Origin of the sequence: Nonomuraea sp. NPDC050643, assembly GCF_040654715.1 — a bacterium.
Classification (GTDB): Bacteria; Actinomycetota; Actinomycetes; order Streptosporangiales; family Streptosporangiaceae; genus Nonomuraea.
Genome location: NZ_JBFAIM010000021.1, coordinates 171,987 through 188,779, shown reverse-complemented (window position 1 = coordinate 188,779; position 16,793 = coordinate 171,987). Strand labels below are relative to the sequence as shown.

At 71.4% G+C, this 16,793-nt stretch carries 18 protein-coding genes; 11 read left to right on the top strand and 7 right to left on the bottom strand.

Annotated features, from left to right (window positions below):
• Positions 1–116: 116 nt before the first annotated feature.
• Positions 117–884, top strand: a complete 768-nt coding sequence (locus AB0I15_RS28455; RefSeq protein WP_358101806.1) for an SAM-dependent methyltransferase — start codon at positions 117–119, stop codon at positions 882–884.
• Positions 885–950: 66 nt separating this feature from the next.
• On the opposite strand, the gene AB0I15_RS28450 is transcribed toward AB0I15_RS28455, so the two are convergent.
• Positions 951–1,325, bottom strand: a complete 375-nt coding sequence (locus AB0I15_RS28450; RefSeq protein ID WP_358101804.1) for a thioredoxin domain-containing protein — start codon at positions 1,323–1,325, stop codon at positions 951–953.
• Between the two features lie 279 nt (positions 1,326–1,604).
• On the opposite strand from AB0I15_RS28450, the gene AB0I15_RS28445 reads away from it, so the two are divergent.
• Positions 1,605–3,005 carry a pentapeptide repeat-containing protein gene (locus AB0I15_RS28445; RefSeq protein WP_358101802.1) on the top strand — a complete coding sequence of 467 codons (1,401 nt, stop codon included), beginning with the start codon at positions 1,605–1,607 and terminating at the stop codon, positions 3,003–3,005.
• A gap of 111 nt (positions 3,006–3,116) precedes the next feature.
• Here AB0I15_RS28445 and AB0I15_RS28440 read toward each other — a convergent pair whose 3' ends face one another.
• From AB0I15_RS28440 to AB0I15_RS28430, 3 genes are read right to left on the bottom strand one after another with little or no spacing between them, the layout of a single operon-like run.
• The gene (locus AB0I15_RS28440; protein ID WP_358101800.1) at positions 3,117–3,566 is read right to left on the bottom strand and encodes an SRPBCC domain-containing protein; all 450 of its coding nucleotides are present in this window, start codon (positions 3,564–3,566) and stop codon (positions 3,117–3,119) included.
• Positions 3,556–3,885, bottom strand: coding sequence for a metalloregulator ArsR/SmtB family transcription factor (locus AB0I15_RS28435; protein ID WP_358101798.1), 330 nt, complete (start codon positions 3,883–3,885; stop codon positions 3,556–3,558). Before AB0I15_RS28435 ends, AB0I15_RS28440 begins: the two co-directional genes overlap by 11 nt.
• Positions 3,882–4,235 carry a VOC family protein gene (locus AB0I15_RS28430; protein WP_358101796.1) on the bottom strand — a complete coding sequence of 118 codons (354 nt, stop codon included), beginning with the start codon at positions 4,233–4,235 and terminating at the stop codon, positions 3,882–3,884. Before AB0I15_RS28430 ends, AB0I15_RS28435 begins: the two co-directional genes overlap by 4 nt.
• 106 nt (positions 4,236–4,341) lie before the next feature.
• Here AB0I15_RS28430 and AB0I15_RS28425 point away from each other — a divergent pair, with 106 nt between their 5' ends.
• Positions 4,342–5,007 (top strand): permease prefix domain 1-containing protein, encoded by a 666-nt coding sequence (locus AB0I15_RS28425; protein WP_358101794.1) that lies wholly within the window; start codon positions 4,342–4,344, stop codon positions 5,005–5,007.
• 1 nt (position 5,008) lies between these two features.
• On the opposite strand, the gene AB0I15_RS28420 is transcribed toward AB0I15_RS28425, so the two are convergent.
• Positions 5,009–5,344 carry a helix-turn-helix transcriptional regulator gene (locus AB0I15_RS28420; RefSeq protein WP_358101792.1) on the bottom strand — a complete coding sequence of 112 codons (336 nt, stop codon included), beginning with the start codon at positions 5,342–5,344 and terminating at the stop codon, positions 5,009–5,011.
• An 86-nt stretch (positions 5,345–5,430) separates the two neighbouring features.
• Here AB0I15_RS28420 and AB0I15_RS28415 point away from each other — a divergent pair, with 86 nt between their 5' ends.
• From AB0I15_RS28415 to AB0I15_RS28380, 8 genes are all read left to right on the top strand, one after another.
• Entirely contained in the window at positions 5,431–6,597 is a 1,167-nt protein-coding gene (locus AB0I15_RS28415; RefSeq protein WP_358101790.1) for a cytochrome ubiquinol oxidase subunit I, read from the top strand.
• Between the two features lie 11 nt (positions 6,598–6,608).
• Entirely contained in the window at positions 6,609–7,373 is a 765-nt protein-coding gene (locus AB0I15_RS28410) for a cytochrome d ubiquinol oxidase subunit II (RefSeq protein WP_358101788.1), read from the top strand.
• Positions 7,374–7,379: 6 nt separating this feature from the next.
• Positions 7,380–9,326, top strand: coding sequence for a thiol reductant ABC exporter subunit CydD (gene cydD, locus AB0I15_RS28405; protein ID WP_358101786.1), 1,947 nt, complete (start codon positions 7,380–7,382; stop codon positions 9,324–9,326).
• A gap of 8 nt (positions 9,327–9,334) precedes the next feature.
• The gene (gene cydC, locus AB0I15_RS28400) at positions 9,335–11,074 is read left to right on the top strand and encodes a thiol reductant ABC exporter subunit CydC (RefSeq protein ID WP_358101784.1); all 1,740 of its coding nucleotides are present in this window, start codon (positions 9,335–9,337) and stop codon (positions 11,072–11,074) included.
• Positions 11,075–11,157: 83 nt separating this feature from the next.
• On the top strand, positions 11,158–11,778 hold the full coding sequence (locus AB0I15_RS28395; protein WP_358101782.1) for a hypothetical protein: 621 nt from the start codon (positions 11,158–11,160) through the stop codon (positions 11,776–11,778).
• Positions 11,775–12,095: a transcriptional regulator gene (locus tag AB0I15_RS28390; protein WP_358101780.1), complete on the top strand. Its 321-nt coding sequence runs from the start codon at positions 11,775–11,777 to the stop codon at positions 12,093–12,095. Before AB0I15_RS28395 ends, AB0I15_RS28390 begins: the two co-directional genes overlap by 4 nt.
• Entirely contained in the window at positions 12,092–12,973 is an 882-nt protein-coding gene (locus tag AB0I15_RS28385) for an ABC transporter ATP-binding protein (RefSeq protein WP_358101778.1), read from the top strand. The genes AB0I15_RS28390 and AB0I15_RS28385 overlap by 4 nt, the downstream gene beginning before the upstream one ends.
• Complete coding sequence (locus AB0I15_RS28380; protein WP_358101776.1) at positions 12,966–13,706, top strand: ABC transporter permease; 741 nt, start codon at positions 12,966–12,968, stop codon at positions 13,704–13,706. Before AB0I15_RS28385 ends, AB0I15_RS28380 begins: the two co-directional genes overlap by 8 nt.
• Positions 13,707–13,776: 70 nt before the next feature.
• Here the strand turns inward: AB0I15_RS28380 and AB0I15_RS28375 are convergent, their stop codons facing one another.
• Together AB0I15_RS28375 and AB0I15_RS28370 are read right to left on the bottom strand one after the other, a co-directional pair.
• Positions 13,777–15,030: a trypsin-like peptidase domain-containing protein gene (locus AB0I15_RS28375; protein WP_358101774.1), complete on the bottom strand. Its 1,254-nt coding sequence runs from the start codon at positions 15,028–15,030 to the stop codon at positions 13,777–13,779.
• A gap of 151 nt (positions 15,031–15,181) precedes the next feature.
• Positions 15,182–16,717, bottom strand: coding sequence for an AMP-binding protein (locus AB0I15_RS28370; protein ID WP_358101772.1), 1,536 nt, complete (start codon positions 16,715–16,717; stop codon positions 15,182–15,184).
• Between the last annotated feature and the right edge of the window lie 76 nt (positions 16,718–16,793).

The window sequence follows — 16,793 nt, the reverse complement described above, 5'->3', positions numbered from 1 at the left end:
CCGCCCTCCCGGGGCGGCGCACGACGTGATTTACGTCTCATTGCCGGACAGAACCGAATCCTCCGGTTTAAACGGTTTCCACGGCTATGATCACCTCGGAAGAGAGGAGGTCCGCCGTGGACCGTGCTCCGGAGGGCGTCGACCCCAGCGTCCCCAACGTCGCGCGCATGTACGACTACTTTCTCGACGGCAAGGACAACTTCGCGGCCGACCGGGCGGCGGCGGAGCAGATCCTCCAGACCTTCCCCAACACCAAGGAGGGCGCGCGGGCCAACCGCGCGTTCCTGCGCCGCGCCGTCCGGCACCTGGTCGACTCGGGTGTGCGGCAGATCGTGGACCTGGGCGCCGGCCTGCCCACGCAGGGCAACACACACGAGATCGCCCCCGATGCCCGCGTGGTCTACGTCGACTACGACTCCGTGGTGTGCGTGCACGGCAGGGCGCTGCTGGCCCGGCAGGACAGCGTCGACTTCGTCCAGGCCGACGTACGCGAGCCCGACACGCTGCTGGCCACGCTCGACGGCCTGGTGGACTTCAAGCAGCCGGTCGCGTTCCTGATGCTGGCGATCCTGCACTTCATCCCCGACGACATCGCCTACGACGTGGTGACCAAGCTCCGTGAGGCGAGCGTGCCGGGCAGTCACCTGGTGATCAGTCACGCGGTCGACTCCACGCCGGACACCACGCCGCAGGCTCTGGAGATCTACCGGAAGGCCACGGCGGCGCTCAACCTCAGGACGCGCGAGGGGGTCCTGCGCTTCTTCGACGGTTATGAGCTGGCCGAGCCGGGGCTGACGTATCCGAACGGCTGGCGGCCCGATGACCCGGACGCCCCCGGCAACGGCATCACCTTCGGCTACGTGGGCGTCGGCCGCAAGCCCTGACCCGCTCGCGGGCCCAGGGGGCCGGATGTGGGAGCCCCGCCGTGACGGCGGGGCCGGTCGCGGGCGTCAGTTCTGCTGGGCGTTCTTGAGCTCCTCGCTCAGCTCGGCCCTGATGGCGTCCATGTCCAGCTCGCGTACCTGACGGATCAGGTCATCCAGCGCCGGCGCCGGGATGGCGCCCGCCTGGGCGAAAACCACGATGCCATCGCGAATGGCCATCAGCGTGGGGATCGAGCTGATGTCGAACCCCTGCGCGAGGCCCTGCTCAGCATCGGTGTCGATCTTGCCGAAGGTGATGTCGTCGTGCTTGTCGGACGCCTGCTCGAAGATCGGCCCGAACTTCTTGCACGGCGGGCACCACTCGGCCCAGAAGTCGAGCAGCACGATCCCCTTGTCGGCGATGTCGTTGAAGTTCTTCTCTGTTACCTCGATGGTCGCCACAAGTGGCTCCTCGCTCGTCGTCGCTTTGGTGCAATCGCTTTAGTGCTTCGGTGTCAACCACGTACCCGTCACCAGCATTCCATGCCAGAGCGCCCGGCGCGGCCCCCTCAGGGCCGCGCCGGGCGGGTCGTCGTCGGGGTCGTGGCCGGAGACGCGCGGGACAAAGAGGCGTAGGACCGGCACGTCGGAGGCAATTCAGCCCGCATATTTCCACATAAAAGTGGATGGAACATAAAATCGTCGAACCTTGACCTGAGCGGCGGGGGGTATCACCCATGCATGGACTGGGTCACCTGCGCGTACTCCGCTGCCTGCACCGGAATCGCTAACCGTCCGTCCGGATTCTGCCTCGCCCACCTCACTCCCGAACAGCTCGGCGACACGATCGGCGAGCTGTCCCCCGGCCGCCTGCTCGACCTGCGCGGCATGACCGTCACCAGCGATCTGCTGTCCAGGGTCCTCGAGGCCACGGGCGGCAGGCCCGGCAGGACCCGGCTCGACCGGGTCAGGTTCACCGGCGACGTCAGGCTGTCGGGCGTGACGTTCGGGGGCGACGTGTCGCTCGACGGCGCCCGGTTCGACCGGCTCGCCTCGTTCTTCGGCGCCCGCTTCGAGGGCAACGTGTCGCTGGCGGGCGCCCGGTTCATCCGCGAGCTGTCCTTCCACGGCGTCACCGTGCGCGGGCACGTCTCGCTCGACCGGGCCGTGATGTCCAGGGACGCGCTGTTCAGCCAGGCCGTGTTCGGGCACGGGCTGTCGTGCGAGCGGGCCCGTTTCGACGGCTACGCCACCTTCGACGGCGCCCGGCTCGGCGACGGGGCCGCCTTCAGGGGCGCGCGCTTCGGCCGTACGCTGTCGTTCCGCAAGGTCCACGGGCACGCCGGGTTCGAGGCCGCGCATTTCGCCGCGGACGCGTACCTGTCGGCCACGGGACGGCTCTCGGCGGCCAGGGCGCGCGCCGACGGGCTGCTGGACGTGGCCGTCGCCCGGTGCGGCGTGGACCTGCGCGGCGTCGAGGTGACGGGCGCCACGACGGTGCGGCTGACCGACTCCCAGGCGGACCTGGAGGGCGCGGTGCTGCGCGGCCCCGCCACGGTGACCGGCAGGGGCACGTCCATGCTGACGTCGCTGCGGCAGGTGGAGGCGGCCAGCCTGGGGCTGTTCGGGCTGGACCTGTCGGCGTGCAGGTTCGCCGGGCTGACGCATCCGTCCGGGGTGCGGGTCAAGGACTGCACGTTCGCGCTCACGCCCCGGGGGGTGCGCGTGAGCCTGCGCTGGCCGATGCTGCGCTGGTTCTCGCGGCGCCGGGTGCTGGCCGACGAGCACTCTCTGCGCCGCCGCTCCAACACGGGCGTCCTGGGCGGCCCCGGCGACCCGGGCGACCCAGGCGACCCAGGGGCCACCCCCGACCGGCTGGCCGCCCTCTACGCCGGCCTCCGCCCCACCGACCGCGCCACCTCGGCCGACTTCGCGTTCGCGGCCATGGAGATGCGCCGCCAGGCCGGTCATCGGTGGTGGTTATCGCTGTCCTGGCTGCTGTGCGGCTACGGCATGCGCATGGGCCGCGCGGCGGGCTGGTTCGCCCTCCTGGCCGCGATCGCCGCCGCCGCCATCGTCTGGAGCACCGCCTCCCACGCCACCCCCACCACCGAACCCCCCAACCCGGCCGTCCGCCGCTGACTCGCGCGGCTCGCCGGGAGGTCAGGCGCCGAACGCCCGGTCCCGGCGAGCCCCGGGCGGCGGCCGTCACCCGTGCGGGGCGCCCCGCCCTCCCAAGGGCCCGTACCGGGGTCAGAACTCGGCGGCGATGCCGGCGATGACGCCGAAGTGGCGGGGCCAGCCGCCGCCCATGATCCGGCGGGAGAGCTGCTGGATCTCGTCGGCCGGATCGAAGCCCTCGTGATCGAGGAAGAGCCTGGTCCCCCGGCCCTCGGGTTCGAGCCGCCAGGTGACCGTCCAGTCGGCCCGCCCGCCGTCGCTCCAACTGATCTTCAGCAGTTTCTCCGGCTCGATCCGCAGCACCTCGCAGTGCACGATCCCATCGAAACCCACCTGCTTCTTGGGCGTCGTGGTGAACGTGAACCGATGCCCCACCTCGGCCTTGAAGTCGTTGGGCATGAGCCAGCGGGCCACCAGCTCCGGCTCGGTGAGCGCCCGCCACACCTTCGCGGGCGGGTGCGGGATGAACTGGTCGAGCCTGATCGCGCGCAGGTCGTCCGTCCGAGGTGGTTCAGGAGGCATCGTCGTCGTCCATTTCGTCCAGCAGGGCCGTGAGGTCGGTGAGCTTCTCGCGCCAGAACCGCTCGTACGGGCTGAGCCAGTCGCGGATCTCCATGAGCGGCGCCGCCTCCAGCCGGTAGTGCCGTTCCCGGCCCCTGCGGGTCTCGGCCACCAGCCCCGCGTCCCTGAGCACCTTGAGATGCTCCGACACGCTCGGCCTGCTCATGTCGAACCGCTCGGCCAGCCGCCCGGCGGGCTGGGCGCCCTCGTCGAGGAGCAGGCGCAGCAGTTCGCGCCTGGCCGGGCTGGCCAGCGCGGTGAAGACGTGGTCGGCGCTCACGCCTGGCCGGCCACGAAGCCGTTGCCGAACGGGTCGTGGAACAGCAACTGGCGGCCCCACGCCTGGTCGCTCGGCCCCTCGAAGGCGATCTCGTTCTCGAGCAGCCGGGCGGCCAAGGCGTCGAGGTCGGGCGCCCCGACGACCAGGCCGCCGATCGGCGCCATGCCGGGGAACCAGGAGGCCAGCAGCAGCGTGGTGCCGGCGCCCTTGGGCGCGACCGTGAGCCACCGCCCCATGGGGAACGGGTCGTCGGTGCGCACCTCGAAGCCGAGCACGCCGGTGTAGAAGCCGAGCGCGCGCTCCTGGTCGGCGACGGGCACGGTGACGGTGAGGATGGAGGAGATGGGCATGTCGGACACTATACGTAGGTTTTTTCCTACACGACAACCGGGCTCGGTGAAATATCGGGGAATTCCCCGATGAGACCCCGAGGCGGCCCTCCCTAAACTGGGTTTCATGCGCATCGACGACTACGTGGCAGAGCTCAGCGACGCGCTGGCCGGCCCTCATGGGCCCAAGCGTGATCTGGTCGTCGAGGCGCGCGACAGCCTGACCGACACCGCCGACGCGCTGGAGGCCGGCGGGCTCGACCGGGCCGAGGCCGAGCGGATGGCGGTGACGGAGTTCGGGCCGGTGACCGAGGTCGCGCCCGGCTACCAGGCCGAGCTGACCGCCTCGTCGGGCCGGCGGCTGGGCGTGCTGCTGTTCATCAGCGTGCCGCTCACCGTGGCCATGTGGTCGGTGCTGTGGCGCCTGTATCCGCCGCCGGACGACGCCTGGGCGAACACCCCGCCCTGGTACGCGACCGTCTCGCGGCTGCTCGACATCGTCCAGCTCGGCACCGGCCTGTACGGCGGGCTCGTGCTGTACGCGCTGAGCCGGGGCGCCCGCTGGGTCCGCCGGCCGCACCTGGCGACCCGCTCGCTGGGGGTGCTGGTGTGGGCCACGCTGCCGGTCACCGCCGGGCTGGGGCTGCTGCTGTCGTACGGGACCGAGCCGCAGCCCAACACGCTGGCCGCCCTGCCGGGCGTCCTGGCCAACCTGGTGACCTCAGCCCTGTGGGGGATGCAGATCTACTGCGCCACGCGCTGCGTGAGCATCACGCGCGCCTCCCGCCGCTGACTCACGTCAGGCCGCTCGTCTCCGCGCGCAGGACACTGCCGATCACGTTGGTGAACTCCCGCCAGGCCGACCGCTCCCCCTCGAGCCGCCTCCTGCCCGTCTCCGTCAGCCGGTAGGTGCGGCGCTTGCGCCCGCCCACCGTCGCCCACTCGCTCGACAGATATCCGATGCGCTCCAGTCGGCGCAGCGCCGGATAGACGGTGCCCGTGGGCACGTTGAGGGCCCCTCCGCTGCGCTCCTGCAGCGCCTCGATGATGGCGTAGCCGTGCAACGGCTCCCGCTCCAGCACTGAGAGCAGCAGCGCGTCCATGTGCCCGCGCAGCGCGTCCGGATTCATGACTCCGATCCTAGACATCCGTTCGTTGCGTAGCCAGTCTACATGTAGGCTACCTATATGTAGACAGGCACACTATTGGAGCATCGATGAACGCACTTGATCTGGCACGCACGCAGTTCGCGGTGACGGGAAGCCTGCACTTCCTGTTCGTGGTGCTGACGCTGGGTCTGGCGCCGCTGGTGGCGATCATGCACACCCGCTGGGCGCTGTCGGGCAAGCCGTTGCGGGAGCGGATGACACGGTTCTGGGGACAGATCTACGTCATCAACTACGCGATGGGCATCGTCACCGGGCTGGTGATGGAGTTCCAGTTCGGGCTGTCGTGGAGCGGGCTGTCGCACTACGCGGGCGACGTGTTCGGCGCGCCGCTGGCGATGGAGACGCTGGTCGCGTTCTTCCTGGAGTCCACGTTCCTCGGCCTGTGGATCTTCGGCTGGGGGCGGCTGCCCAAGGCGGCGCACCTGGCGTGCATCTGGATCGTGACGCTGACCGCGTACGCGAGCGCCTTTTACATCATGGTCGCCAACTCGTTCCTGCAGAACCCGGCGGGCTCGGTGGTCAGCGGCGATCGTATGCGCCTGGTCGACTTCGGCGCCCTGCTCACCAACAAGGCGCTGGTCTTCTCCTTCCCGCACGTGATCGGGGCGGGGCTGTTCACCGGCGGCATGGTGCTGGTGGGGGCGAGCGCGTACCGGCTGCGGCGGCGCGCGCCCGAGGTGGAGTTCTTCTCCGCGTCGATGCGGACGGGCGTGATCGCGGCGGCCGTCGGGATCCTCATCACGCTGGGCTTCGGATACGCGCAGTTCGCCGGGATCCAGCAGGGCAAGTTCGACGGCAACGCGACGGCGGCGATCTCGCTCGCGCTCATGGTCGAGCTCGGGCAACTGCTGGCACTCGGCGTGCTGCTGGTGATGCTGCCCATGATCGCCGTGCTGCCACGGTGGCGGTGGACGCATCCGATCCTCATGGCGTTGACGCCGCTGCCGTTCGTGCTGTCGATCCTGGGCTGGGCGGCCAGGGAGGTCGGGCGGCAGCCGTGGATGATCTGGGAGCGCCTCACCGTGGCCGACGCCATGTCGCCGGGGCTGACCCCGGGCATGGTCACGGCCTCGCTCATCGGGTTCACCGCCGTGCTGGGGCTGCTGGCGGTCGTCGACTACGTCCTCATCGCCCGGGTCGTCCGGCGCGGGCCCCACGCCCTCGACCTGGGGGCCACCGCCGGCGAGCCGCGCGCCGCGGCCCTGACCTACTGAAGGGGTGCTTCATGGAACTGATGTGGTTCGTCTTCTTCGCCGTGCTGCTGACCGGGTATTTCGCGCTCGAGGGGTTCGACCTGGGCGTGGGGCTGCTGCTGCCGGTGCTGGGCAGGACGCGCGAGGACCGCGACAGGATGGTGGCCGCCGTGGCGCCGTACGTGCTGGCCAACGAGGTGTGGCTGGTCGCGGTGGCCGGGACGTTGTTCGGGGTCTACCCGCTGCTGGAGGGCGAGGTGCTGTTCACGCTGTATCCGCTGGTGGTGGCCATGCTGCTGAGCTGGGTGCTGCGCGACGCCGGGCTGTGGTTCCGCCGCCGGATCGACGGCCACCGCTGGCGCGGCTTCTGGGACGCGATGATCGCCTTCGGCTCGCTGGGGCTGTCGGCGGGCTGGGGCATGGTCCTGTACGCCGCCGCCACCGGGTTCTCCTCCTCCCCCGTGCACCCGGTCGGGGTGATGCTGGGCCTGGTGGTGACCCTGCTGTTCGCCTTCCACGGCTGGACGTTCCTGGGCTGGCGGGTGCCCGGAGCCTTCGGGGCCACCCGGTCGGGCCGGGTGCTGCTGGTGTCGGGGCTGGTGGCGGCGCTGCCCGCGGCAGGGGTACTGGCGGGCGCGATGCCGTACCTGCTGGAGCACAGCGCGCACCCGGCTACGTTGAATGTGCTCAGTGTCATGGTCCTGCCGTTCGCGCCGATCATGCTGGGCGCGCAAATATGGGTATGGCGCACTTTCCGTCCAGGGAAGGACGCTTTCCGGCTCCCGTCGTTCTTCTGAGGTCACGTGCACAAGGATCTCCTCGCCCTCATGCGGGCCGAGCGTTCGGTTCGCCGTCATCTGGGCGTCACCGTGGCCGCCGCCATGCTGACCGGCCTGCTCGTGCTCGTCCAGGCGGAGCTGCTGGCCGGTGTGCTGTCCGGCAGGTTCACCACGGTCGCGCTGGCGGTACTGGCCGCCGTGGTGGGCGTGCGGGCGGTGCTGGCGTGGACGCAGGGCGTCTTCGCCGGGCGTACCGCGACCGGGGTGAAGTCGGCGCTGCGCCACCGGCTGCTCGGGCGGCTGCGCGAGCTCGGCCCCGGCCGGCTCACCGCGCACCGCTCCGGCGAGCTGGTGACGCTGACCGGGCGCGGCCTGGACGGGCTCGACGCCTACCTGACCGGCTACCTGCCGTCGATCGCGGTGGCGGCCGTCGTGCCGGTGGCCGTGCTGATCCGGCTGTTCGCCGCCGACCTCGCCAGCGCCGTCATCGTCCTGTTCACGCTGCCGCTGATCCCCATCTTCGGCGCGCTGGTCGGGATGACGACCAAGGCCGTGACCGAGCGCCAGTTCCTGGCGCTGTCGCGGCTCGGCGGGCACTTCCTCGACGTGGTACGCGGGCTGCCCACGCTGCGGGCGTTCGGGCGGGCCCGCCACCAGGCCACCGTCATCCAGCAGGTCGCCGACGCGCACCGGGGCGCCACCATGCGGACGTTGCGGGTGGCGTTCCTGTCGTCGCTGGTGCTGGAGTTGTGCGCGTCGCTGTCGCTGGCGCTGGTGGCGGTGCCGGTCGGGCTGCGGCTGCTGGGCGGGTCGCTGGACCTGACGACGGCGCTGCTGGTGCTGTTGCTGGCGCCGGAGGCGTACCTGCCGTTGCGGGCCATGGGGACGCGGTTCCATGCCTCGATGGAGGGGGTGGCGGCGGCCGACGCGGCCTTCGCCGTACTGGACCGGTCGGCCGGCGAGCGGCCCGAGACGCCTCACGCAGGCGCCGCGCCCGTACCGGGCGTCCCGGAGATCCGGCTGGAGAACGTGACCGTGCGCTACCCGGGCCGTGACGGCGCCGCGCTGGAGAACGTCTCCCTCACCATCGCGCCCCGCGAGCGGGTCGCCCTGGTGGGTGAGAGCGGCGGGGGCAAGAGCACGCTGCTCCACCTCGTCCTCGGTTTCGTCCAGCCGTCCGAGGGCCGGGTCCTCGTCGACGGTACGGACCTGCGCGATCTCGACCTCGCGGGCTGGCGGGCGCGGCTGGCGTTCGTGGCCCAGCGCCCGCACCTGTTCGCCACGTCGGTGGCCGACAACATCCGGCTCGGCTCGCCCTCGGCGTCCCTGGAGGAGGTCCGGCGGGCGGCCTCGGCGGCGCACGCGGACTTCGTGGCGGAGCTGCCGCAGGGGTTCGGCACGGTGGTGGGCGAGCGGGGCACGAACCTGTCGGCCGGTCAGCGACAGCGGATCGCGCTGGCGCGGGCGTTCTGCCGGCCGGGGGCGTCGGTGCTGCTGCTCGACGAGCCCACGGCCCGCCTGGACGGGCGCAGCGAGGCGGCGGTGGTCGCGGGCACCTCCGACCTGGCCCGGGACCGCACGGCCGTCATCGTCGCCCACCGGCCCGCCATGATCGACCTCGCCGACCGCGTCATCCGCATCCACGAGGGCCGCGTCATCTCCGACACCACCCGGCCACCATCCACCGGCCCATCCACCGGCCCGACCGCCGGCACTACCGCCGGCCCGACCGCCGGACACGCGGCGGAGGAGGGCCTTCCACCGGCCGAGAGCCTTGAGGCGGAGGCAGGGGCCTCAGGGACGATCCCTGACGAGAAGCCCGGGGCGGCGGCCGGGGGCCCGGAGACGACGCCTGAGGAGCCGGAGAAGGCCGCTGAGGATGCGGCCGCTGGAGAGCCCGTGGGTGGTCCTGCGAGGGGCCTCGGGGTGGATCGGGTGACGGGCGTACGGCCGGAGAGGGGCGCGCGATGAGCCGGCGGATGAGGATGCGGCTCCTGTGGGCCGTGCTGGCCGGGGCGGCGGCCGACCTGGCCGGGCTCGGGCTCATCGCCGCCGCGGCCTGGCTGATCACCCGGGCCGCCGAGCAGCCGCCCATCTCCGCGCTCAGCGTGGCGATCGTGGCGACCAGGGCGTTCGCCACGAGCAAGGGCGTCTTCCGCTACGCCGAGCGCCTCACCGGCCACGACGTCGCACTGCGCGCCCAGGCCGGCACCCGCGAACGGCTCTACCAGGCCCTGATCCCGCCCCAGCAGCCCCGCCACGGCGGCGCCGACCTGCTCTCCCGCATGGTGGACGACACGGAGGCCGTACAGGACCTGCTGGTCCGCTGCTTCCTGCCCGCCGCCGCCGCGGCGATGGCCGGGCTGGCGGCGGTCGTCGTCGGGCTGACGATCCTGCCGGTGGCGGCGCTGGTGCTGGTGGCGGGGCTGGTGCTGGCCGGAGTGGCGCTGCCGGCCGGTACGGCCGCCGCGGCCCGCCGCTGGTCGGCCAGGATCGCCCCGGCCCGGGCGGCGCTGGCGGGCCGGGTGGCGGACCTGGTGCACGGCTCGGCGGACCTGGCCGCGTACGGGGCCGACGACGAGGCCCTGGCGAAAGCCCTGGCGGCCGACGAGTCCCTGGCCGCCCTAGAGCGCCGCCAGGCCCGCGTGCACGCCGCCGCCCTGGCCGGGGGAACGCTGGTACAGGGGCTGACGGTGGCGGGCGTCGTCCTGCTGGCCGTGGGGGCGGGCGTCGGCTCGGTGGGCACCGCCGTGCTCGCGCTCACCGCGCTGGTCGCGTTCGAGCCGGTGCTGCCGCTGGCGGCGGCGGGCGAGCGGATGGCCGGGATCCTGGCCGCCCTCAGGCGGCTGCGCGACGTCCGCTCGGCCACCCCCGCGATCACCGAGCCGGCCACGCCGGCGCCCCTGCCCGAGGCCCCGCTGACCATCGACATCGACGACCTCGTGGTCCGCCACAAGGCCACCGCACCGCGGCCGGCCCCCGAGGCCGCCGTGTCCGGTGCCGCCCTCGTTCCCGGCGTGGAGGACGCCGGCGGCGGGCGGCCGGCGCTGGACGGGGTGTCGCTGCGGATCACCCCCGGCAAGCGGGTCGCGATCGTCGGGCCCAGCGGGGCCGGGAAGAGCACGCTGCTGGCCGCGCTCATGCGGCTCGTCGAGCCCGACTCCGGCAGCGTCCGGGTCAACGGGGTCGACCTGCGGGACCTGTCCGGCGACGACGTACGGACGCTCATGACCGGCCTCACCCAGGACCCCTACATCTTCCGCGCCAGCCTCCGCGACAACCTGCGCCTGGCCGGTCCCGACGCCGGCGACGAGACGCTGCGGAGCGCCGTGCGGGACGCGCGGCTGGAGGAGTGGGTCGAGCGGACCGGGTGGGACGCCGAGCTGGGCGAGGACGGCCGGACCGTGTCCGGCGGGCAGCTCCAGCGGCTGTCCCTGGCCAGGGCGCTGCTGTACGACCCCCCGGTGCTGCTGCTCGACGAGCCCGCCGAGGCGCTCGACGAGGAGACGGCGGACCGGCTGATGAGCGACCTGCTCGACGTCACCCGCGACCGCACCACGCTGCTGGTGACGCACCGCCTCAAGGGGCTGGAGCTGGTCGACGAGGTCGTCGTGCTCGAGGAGGGGCGCGTCGTCCAGCGCGGGCGGCACGACGAGCTCGTCGCCGTGCCCGGCTACTACCGCGACCTGTGGGAGTCCGAGGTGCTCACCCGCCGGTAAGCCACGTTCCCGGCCCCCGGGGTTGAGTTGGCGACGCAATCTGGTTTAAAGTACAAACTAGTTTGAGATCGCGAGGAGTTTGCATGGTTGAGGACGACCGGCCGCCGACGCCGGAGGAGATGCTGCGCGTCATCGAGGAGCAGAGCGTCGCCACCTCCAAGGTGCTCAGCGGCAACCCCCTGCTCCTCTACGTCCCCTGGGGCATCGCCTGGGTGCTCGGCTTCGGCGCGCTCTTCCTCCACCACGGCCTCGACGGCCGGCCCTACGCGCCGATCACGCAGATGCAGGGCGTGGGCGTGCTGCTGGGGGCCCAGGTCGTGGCGGGGTCGGTCGCCGCGTACGGGATCGCGCGGATGAACAAACTGGTGCGCGGCGACACCTCGGCGCGCGGGGCCATGTTCGGCTACGCATGGTTCGGCGGGATGTTCCTCATGGTCATCATCTGCACCAGGCTGAGCCCGCTGCTGCCCCCCGAGGAGAACGGACTGCTCTGGGCCGGCACGTCCCTCATGGTGGTGGCCGTGCTGCAGATGGCGGGCGGCGCCATCTGGCTCAACTGGCCGATGTTCTTCACCGGCGCCTGGGTGGCCGGCGTCAACGCGGTGGGCCTGCTGCTCGGCGTCGGCTGGCACTCGCTGCTGACGGCCGTGCTGCTGGGGGGCGGGTTCATCGTCGCGGGGCTGTGGCTGAGGCGCCGCCGGTGACGGACAACGCCCTGCCGGATCTCGACCCCGTGATCCACGCGCAGGCCAGGCTGCGGGTGGTCGCCGCGCTCAACGTCCTCCCCGACGGGGACGAGATGGCCTTCAACTCGATGAAAGAGCTGCTCGGGATGACCGCCGGCAACCTGTCGGTGCACCTGACCAAGCTGGAAGACGCGGGATACGTGCAGATCACCAAGACGCACAAGGGCCGCACCCCGGTCACGTTCGTGGCACTGACCAAACGTGGGCGGCTGGCCTTCGACGACTACACCAAGGCGATTCGCGCCCTGCTCGACAACGCTGGAGGAGCTCAATGACCACCCTCGCCAGAGCGATCGAGGTCAGCCGCCGCTACGGCGACGTGCTGGCGCTCGACCGGGTCTCACTCGATATCCGCGCGGGCGAGCTGGTCGGGCTGCTCGGGCCCAACGGCGCGGGCAAGTCCACCCTCATCAACCTGTTCGTGGGGCTGCGCCGGGCGACGTCCGGCTCGGTGGAGCTGTTCGGCGGCTCGCCGCAGGACCCGGCCATGCGGCGCGGCATCGGCGCGACCCCGCAGGAGACCGGCCTGCCGGAGACGTTACGGGTCGGGGAGATCGTCGACTTCGTCTCGGCCCACTTCCCCGACAGGGTCGGCAAGAGCGAGCTGCTGGCCCGCTTCGCCCTGAGCGACCTGGCCGGGCGGCAGGTGGGCGGCCTGTCCGGCGGGCAGAAGCGGCGGCTGGCCGTGGCGCTGGCGTTCGCGGGCAACCCGAAGCTGGTGTTCCTCGACGAGCCCACGACAGGCCTCGACGTCGAGGCCAGGAGGGCGCTGTGGGAGGGCATCAGGTCCTTCCACGAGGAGGGTGGCACGGTCCTGCTCACCAGCCACTACCTGGAGGAGATCGAGGCCCTGGCCCAGCGGGTCGTGGTGGTGGGCCACGGCCGGGTGCTGGCCGACGACACCGTGCACGCCGTACGCGACATGGTCGGCGTGCGGCGGGTCTCCCTCGTCGCCGAGAACCTGCCGGAGCTGCCCGGCGTGCTCGGCGAGGAGCGCCAGGACGGCCGGATCAGCCTGGTGACCACCGACCCCGACCGGCTGGTCATCGAGCTCGTACGCAGCGGCGCCCCGTTCTCCGGCCTGGAGATCAGGCCGACCACCCTCGAGGAGGCCTTCCTCGCCCTGACCTCGAAGGAGTCCGCCCATGTCTAGCCTGATCGTCGCGCACACGCGCTATCTGCTGATCGAGCAGATCAGGGTGCCCATCGGCATCCTCGCGGGGGCGCTGTTCCCGGCCGTCTCGATGGTGGCCTTCGTGGTGCCGTTCTCGGGAGACGATCCCAAGGCCGCGACCATGTCGACGGCGTCGCTGATGTTCTTCGGGGCGATGTCCAACGCGCTGATCGGGCTCAGCATCAACGTGGCCCAGGACCGCGAGCTGCCGTGGAACCCCTACCTGCGCACGCTTCCCGCCGGTCCGTTCCCCCGCTTCGCCGGCCGGATGCTGTCCACGCTCGCCGTCGTCCTCATCTCGGTGGTGCCCGTCCTGCTGGTGGCGGTCTTCTTCACCGAGGCCACGATCACCCTGCCGCGGCTGCTGCTGGGGCTGGTGGCGCTGATCGCGGGCGTCATCCCGTTCGCGCTGATCGGGCTGTTCATCGGTTATCTGCTGACGGCCAAGGCCGCGATCGCGGTGTCGCAGATCCTGTTCTTCCCGATGGCGATCCTCGGCGGGCTGCTGCTGCCGCCCACGATCCTGCCGGCCTTCATCCAGGTCATCTCCCCCTACGTGCCCACCAGGGGCGTGGCGGAGCTGCTCTGGGCGATCACCTCGGGCACCACCCCGGACACGGTGGCGCTCATCATGCTGGCCGTGTGGACCGTGGTCGCGGCGGCCGCGGCCACCTGGGCCTACCGCCGCGACGAGGGCCGGCGCTTCTCCTGAACGAATGGGGGGGTGTGCCGCCGAGTCCGCAGCGATCTCGACGGCACACCCGTCCATGAGGGGGTCCTGTTTATTTCTTCTCTTCGAGGGTGACATCGACTTCCGCCGACTTGCCGTCCCTCATATATGTGATCTTGACCTGTTGGCCCGGTTTGAAACCTCTGACCTGCCCAACAACCGTATCGCCTCCGTCAACCGTCTTGTCGCCGATCTTCGTGATCAGGTCGCCCTGCTTCAGTCCGGCCTTCTCCGCCGGGCTTCCCTGAGTGACCTGCCTGACGAGGGCGCCGGGCACGTCGCCGCTCGCGTCCGTCACGCTCACGCCGAGGAAGGCGTGGCTGACCTTGCCGCTGCTGATGAGCTGCTCGGCGACCTGCTTGGCGGTGTTGACCGGGATGGCGAAGCCGACGCCGCCGCCGGCGGCCTCCGAGGCGATCGCGGTGTTGATGCCGACGAGCTGGCCCGCGGCGTTGACGAGCGCGCCGCCGGAGTTGCCGGGGTTGATCGAGGCGTCGGTCTGGATGGCGCCGCCGATCGTGGTGGGCGCGGCGCCGCTCTCCTGCTCCTGCTGGCCCCAGCCGGGCGGGATCTGCTGACGCTGGTCGTTGCCGAGGTTGAGGGTGCGGTCGAGCGCGCTGATGATGCCGGCCGTGACGGATCCGTCGAGGCCGAGCGGACTGCCGATGGCCAGGACCGGGTCGCCGACCTTGAGCTGGTCGCTGTCGCCGAGCGTGGCCTTGGTCAGCCCGGAGACGCCCTCCGCCCGGATGACGGCGAGGTCGGTGGCGGGGTCGGTGCCGACGACGGTGGCCTTGGCGGTCTTGCCGTCGCTGAACTTGACGGTCATCTGCCCGCCGCCCTGGCCCGCGCCCACGGCCACGTGGTTGTTGGTGAGGATGAGCCCGTCCTCCGACAGCACCACGCCGGAGCCCTCGCCCGTCTGGCCCTGGATCATCACGACCGTCGGCTGCACCCTGGCCGCGACCTCGGCCACGGTGAGCTGGTCGGAGGTGGCCTTGAAGACGGGGCTCGGCGTGCTCGCGCTGGTGAGGACCGGCTCGGGCTGGAGCGAGTTGGCGACGACGGCCCCCACGACGCCGCCGCCCACGGCCATGGCCGCCAGGGCGAGCCCGGCGATGGCCTTCTGGCCCGCGGTGAAGCGCGCCTTCTTGGGCGGCGCGGGCGGCGGTGGCGGAGGTTGCGGCATGGGGTGCGTGTCACGCCGGGGAAAGCCCCCGGCGGCCGGCGGGGTGGTGCCGAACTGGCTCCACCCACCGGTGCCCCGCTCCTCAGGGCCCTGCTCGCGAGGCTCGTTCGCGTTCATCTGTCATCTCCTCGAGTGCCGATGACTCAAGGGTGCCAAGACGCGCGTAAGACCTGGTTAAGCCCGTGATCCGAAGGGCCGGCGGCCCCTGACGCCGGCTTTATCGGTCGAGGTGGAGCGGGGATGGGGGCCGTCAAACGATACCAAAATGTTACTTAGAGGCCGGCCAATACTCGTCCCGGAGCAGGCGCTTGTAGAGCTTGCCCGTCGGGTGGCGGGGCAGCTCCTCGCGGAAGTCGACCGACTTGGGGCACTTGTAGTGGGCCAGCCGCTCCCGGCAGTACGTGATCAGCTCCGCCTCCAGCCCCGGCCCCGCCTCGTCCGGCGACACGGGCTCGACCACGGCCTTGACCTGCTCCCCCATCTCCTCGTCCGGCACCCCGAACACCGCCACGTCGGCCACCTTGGGATGCACCGACAGCACGTTCTCGGCCTCCTGCGGGTAGATGTTCACGCCACCAGAGATGATCATGTACGAGCGGCGGTCGGTGAGATACAGGAACCCGCCGGCGTCGAGGTAGCCGATGTCGCCCAGCGTGGTCCAGCCCCTGCCGAGGGGGTCCTGGACCGAGCGGGTCTTGTCGGGGTCGCCGTGATACTCGAAGCGGCCGCCGTTCTCGAAGTAGATCGTGCCGTGCTCGCCCGGCGGCAGGTCGTCGCCGTTCTCGTCGCAGATGTGCACGACGCCGAGCAGCGAGCGGCCGACCGTGCCCTTGTGCTGGAGCCAGTCCTGGGGGCCGACGTAGAGGAAGCCGTTGCCCTCGGTGCCCGCGTAGTACTCGTGGACGATCGGGCCCCACCAGTCGATCATCTGCTCCTTGACGGGGACGGGGCAGGGGGCGGCGGCGTGGATCGCGAACTGGAGCGAGGAAATGTCGTATTTTTTACGTGTTTCTGGGGGCAGCTTGAGCATCTTGATGAACATCGTCGGCACGAGCTGCGAGTGCGTCACCGCGTACCGCTCCACCAGGGCCAGATACTGCTCGGGGTCGAAGCGCTCCATGACCACCACCGTGGCCCCGAGCCGCTGGAACGTCAGGCTGTAGCGCAGCGGCGCGGCGTGGTAGAGCGGCGCGGGCGAGAGGTAGACGCTGTCGGCCGAGGTCGCGAACAGCCCTTGGATGAGCTTGAACAGCATGCCGGGGTCGTCGAGCGGGCCGTGCGCGGAGGCCAGCTTGACGCCCTTCGGCCGGCCGGTGGTGCCCGAGGAGTAGAGCATGTCCATGCCCTGGCACTCGTCGGCGATCGGGGTGACCGGCTGCTTCGCGACCGCCTCCTCGTACGACTCGAAGCCCTCGGCCACGCCGTCCAGCATGAGCCGCAGCTCGACGCCGGGCGTGGCGCCGGTGATCGAGGTGGCGACCTCGGCCAGGTCCGCGCTCGAGAGGAACACCCGCGCGCCGCAGTTGCCGACGATGTAGGCCAGTTCGTCGGCCTGCAGCCGCGAGCTGACCGGCGTGTAGTACAGGCCCGAGCGGTGCGCCGCCCAGGCGACGGCCAGGAAGAGGGGGTGGTTGGCGAGCATGAAGGCGATGTGGTCGCCGGGCCGCAGCCCGGCGGAGCGGAAGAGGTGGGCCAGCCGGTTCGACTCCTCGTCCAGCTCGCGGTAGGTGATGACCCGCCCGGAGCCCGCCATGATCACAGCGGGCTTGTCTGGGGTGACTGCTGCGATGGCTCCCGGATGCATGTCCAGAACACTATTCGGCTGATCGCCCGCCACGCCAGAACCCGGGCTCCGGCGACGCTCCCGGCAGCGCGAAGCC

What these genes read in the sequence shown, in the direction of transcription:
- AB0I15_RS28420 (WP_358101792.1), bottom strand. Translation starts at nt 5,344, where the DNA reads ATGAATCCGGACGCGCTGCGCGGGCACATGGACGCGCTGCTGCTCTCA.
- AB0I15_RS28375 (WP_358101774.1), bottom strand. Translation starts at nt 15,030, where the DNA reads ATGAACGCGAACGAGCCTCGCGAGCAGGGCCCTGAGGAGCGGGGCACC.
- AB0I15_RS28385 (WP_358101778.1), top strand. Translation starts at nt 12,092, where the DNA reads ATGACCACCCTCGCCAGAGCGATCGAGGTCAGCCGCCGCTACGGCGAC.
- cydC (WP_358101784.1), top strand. Translation starts at nt 9,335, where the DNA reads ATGAGGATGCGGCTCCTGTGGGCCGTGCTGGCCGGGGCGGCGGCCGAC.
- AB0I15_RS28410 (WP_358101788.1), top strand. Translation starts at nt 6,609, where the DNA reads ATGGAACTGATGTGGTTCGTCTTCTTCGCCGTGCTGCTGACCGGGTAT.
- AB0I15_RS28395 (WP_358101782.1), top strand. Translation starts at nt 11,158, where the DNA reads ATGGTTGAGGACGACCGGCCGCCGACGCCGGAGGAGATGCTGCGCGTC.
- AB0I15_RS28415 (WP_358101790.1), top strand. Translation starts at nt 5,431, where the DNA reads ATGAACGCACTTGATCTGGCACGCACGCAGTTCGCGGTGACGGGAAGC.
- AB0I15_RS28440 (WP_358101800.1), bottom strand. Translation starts at nt 3,566, where the DNA reads ATGCCTCCTGAACCACCTCGGACGGACGACCTGCGCGCGATCAGGCTC.
- AB0I15_RS28370 (WP_358101772.1), bottom strand. Translation starts at nt 16,717, where the DNA reads ATGCATCCGGGAGCCATCGCAGCAGTCACCCCAGACAAGCCCGCTGTG.
- AB0I15_RS28380 (WP_358101776.1), top strand. Translation starts at nt 12,966, where the DNA reads ATGTCTAGCCTGATCGTCGCGCACACGCGCTATCTGCTGATCGAGCAG.
- AB0I15_RS28425 (WP_358101794.1), top strand. Translation starts at nt 4,342, where the DNA reads ATGCGCATCGACGACTACGTGGCAGAGCTCAGCGACGCGCTGGCCGGC.
- AB0I15_RS28430 (WP_358101796.1), bottom strand. Translation starts at nt 4,235, where the DNA reads ATGCCCATCTCCTCCATCCTCACCGTCACCGTGCCCGTCGCCGACCAG.
- AB0I15_RS28445 (WP_358101802.1), top strand. Translation starts at nt 1,605, where the DNA reads ATGGACTGGGTCACCTGCGCGTACTCCGCTGCCTGCACCGGAATCGCT.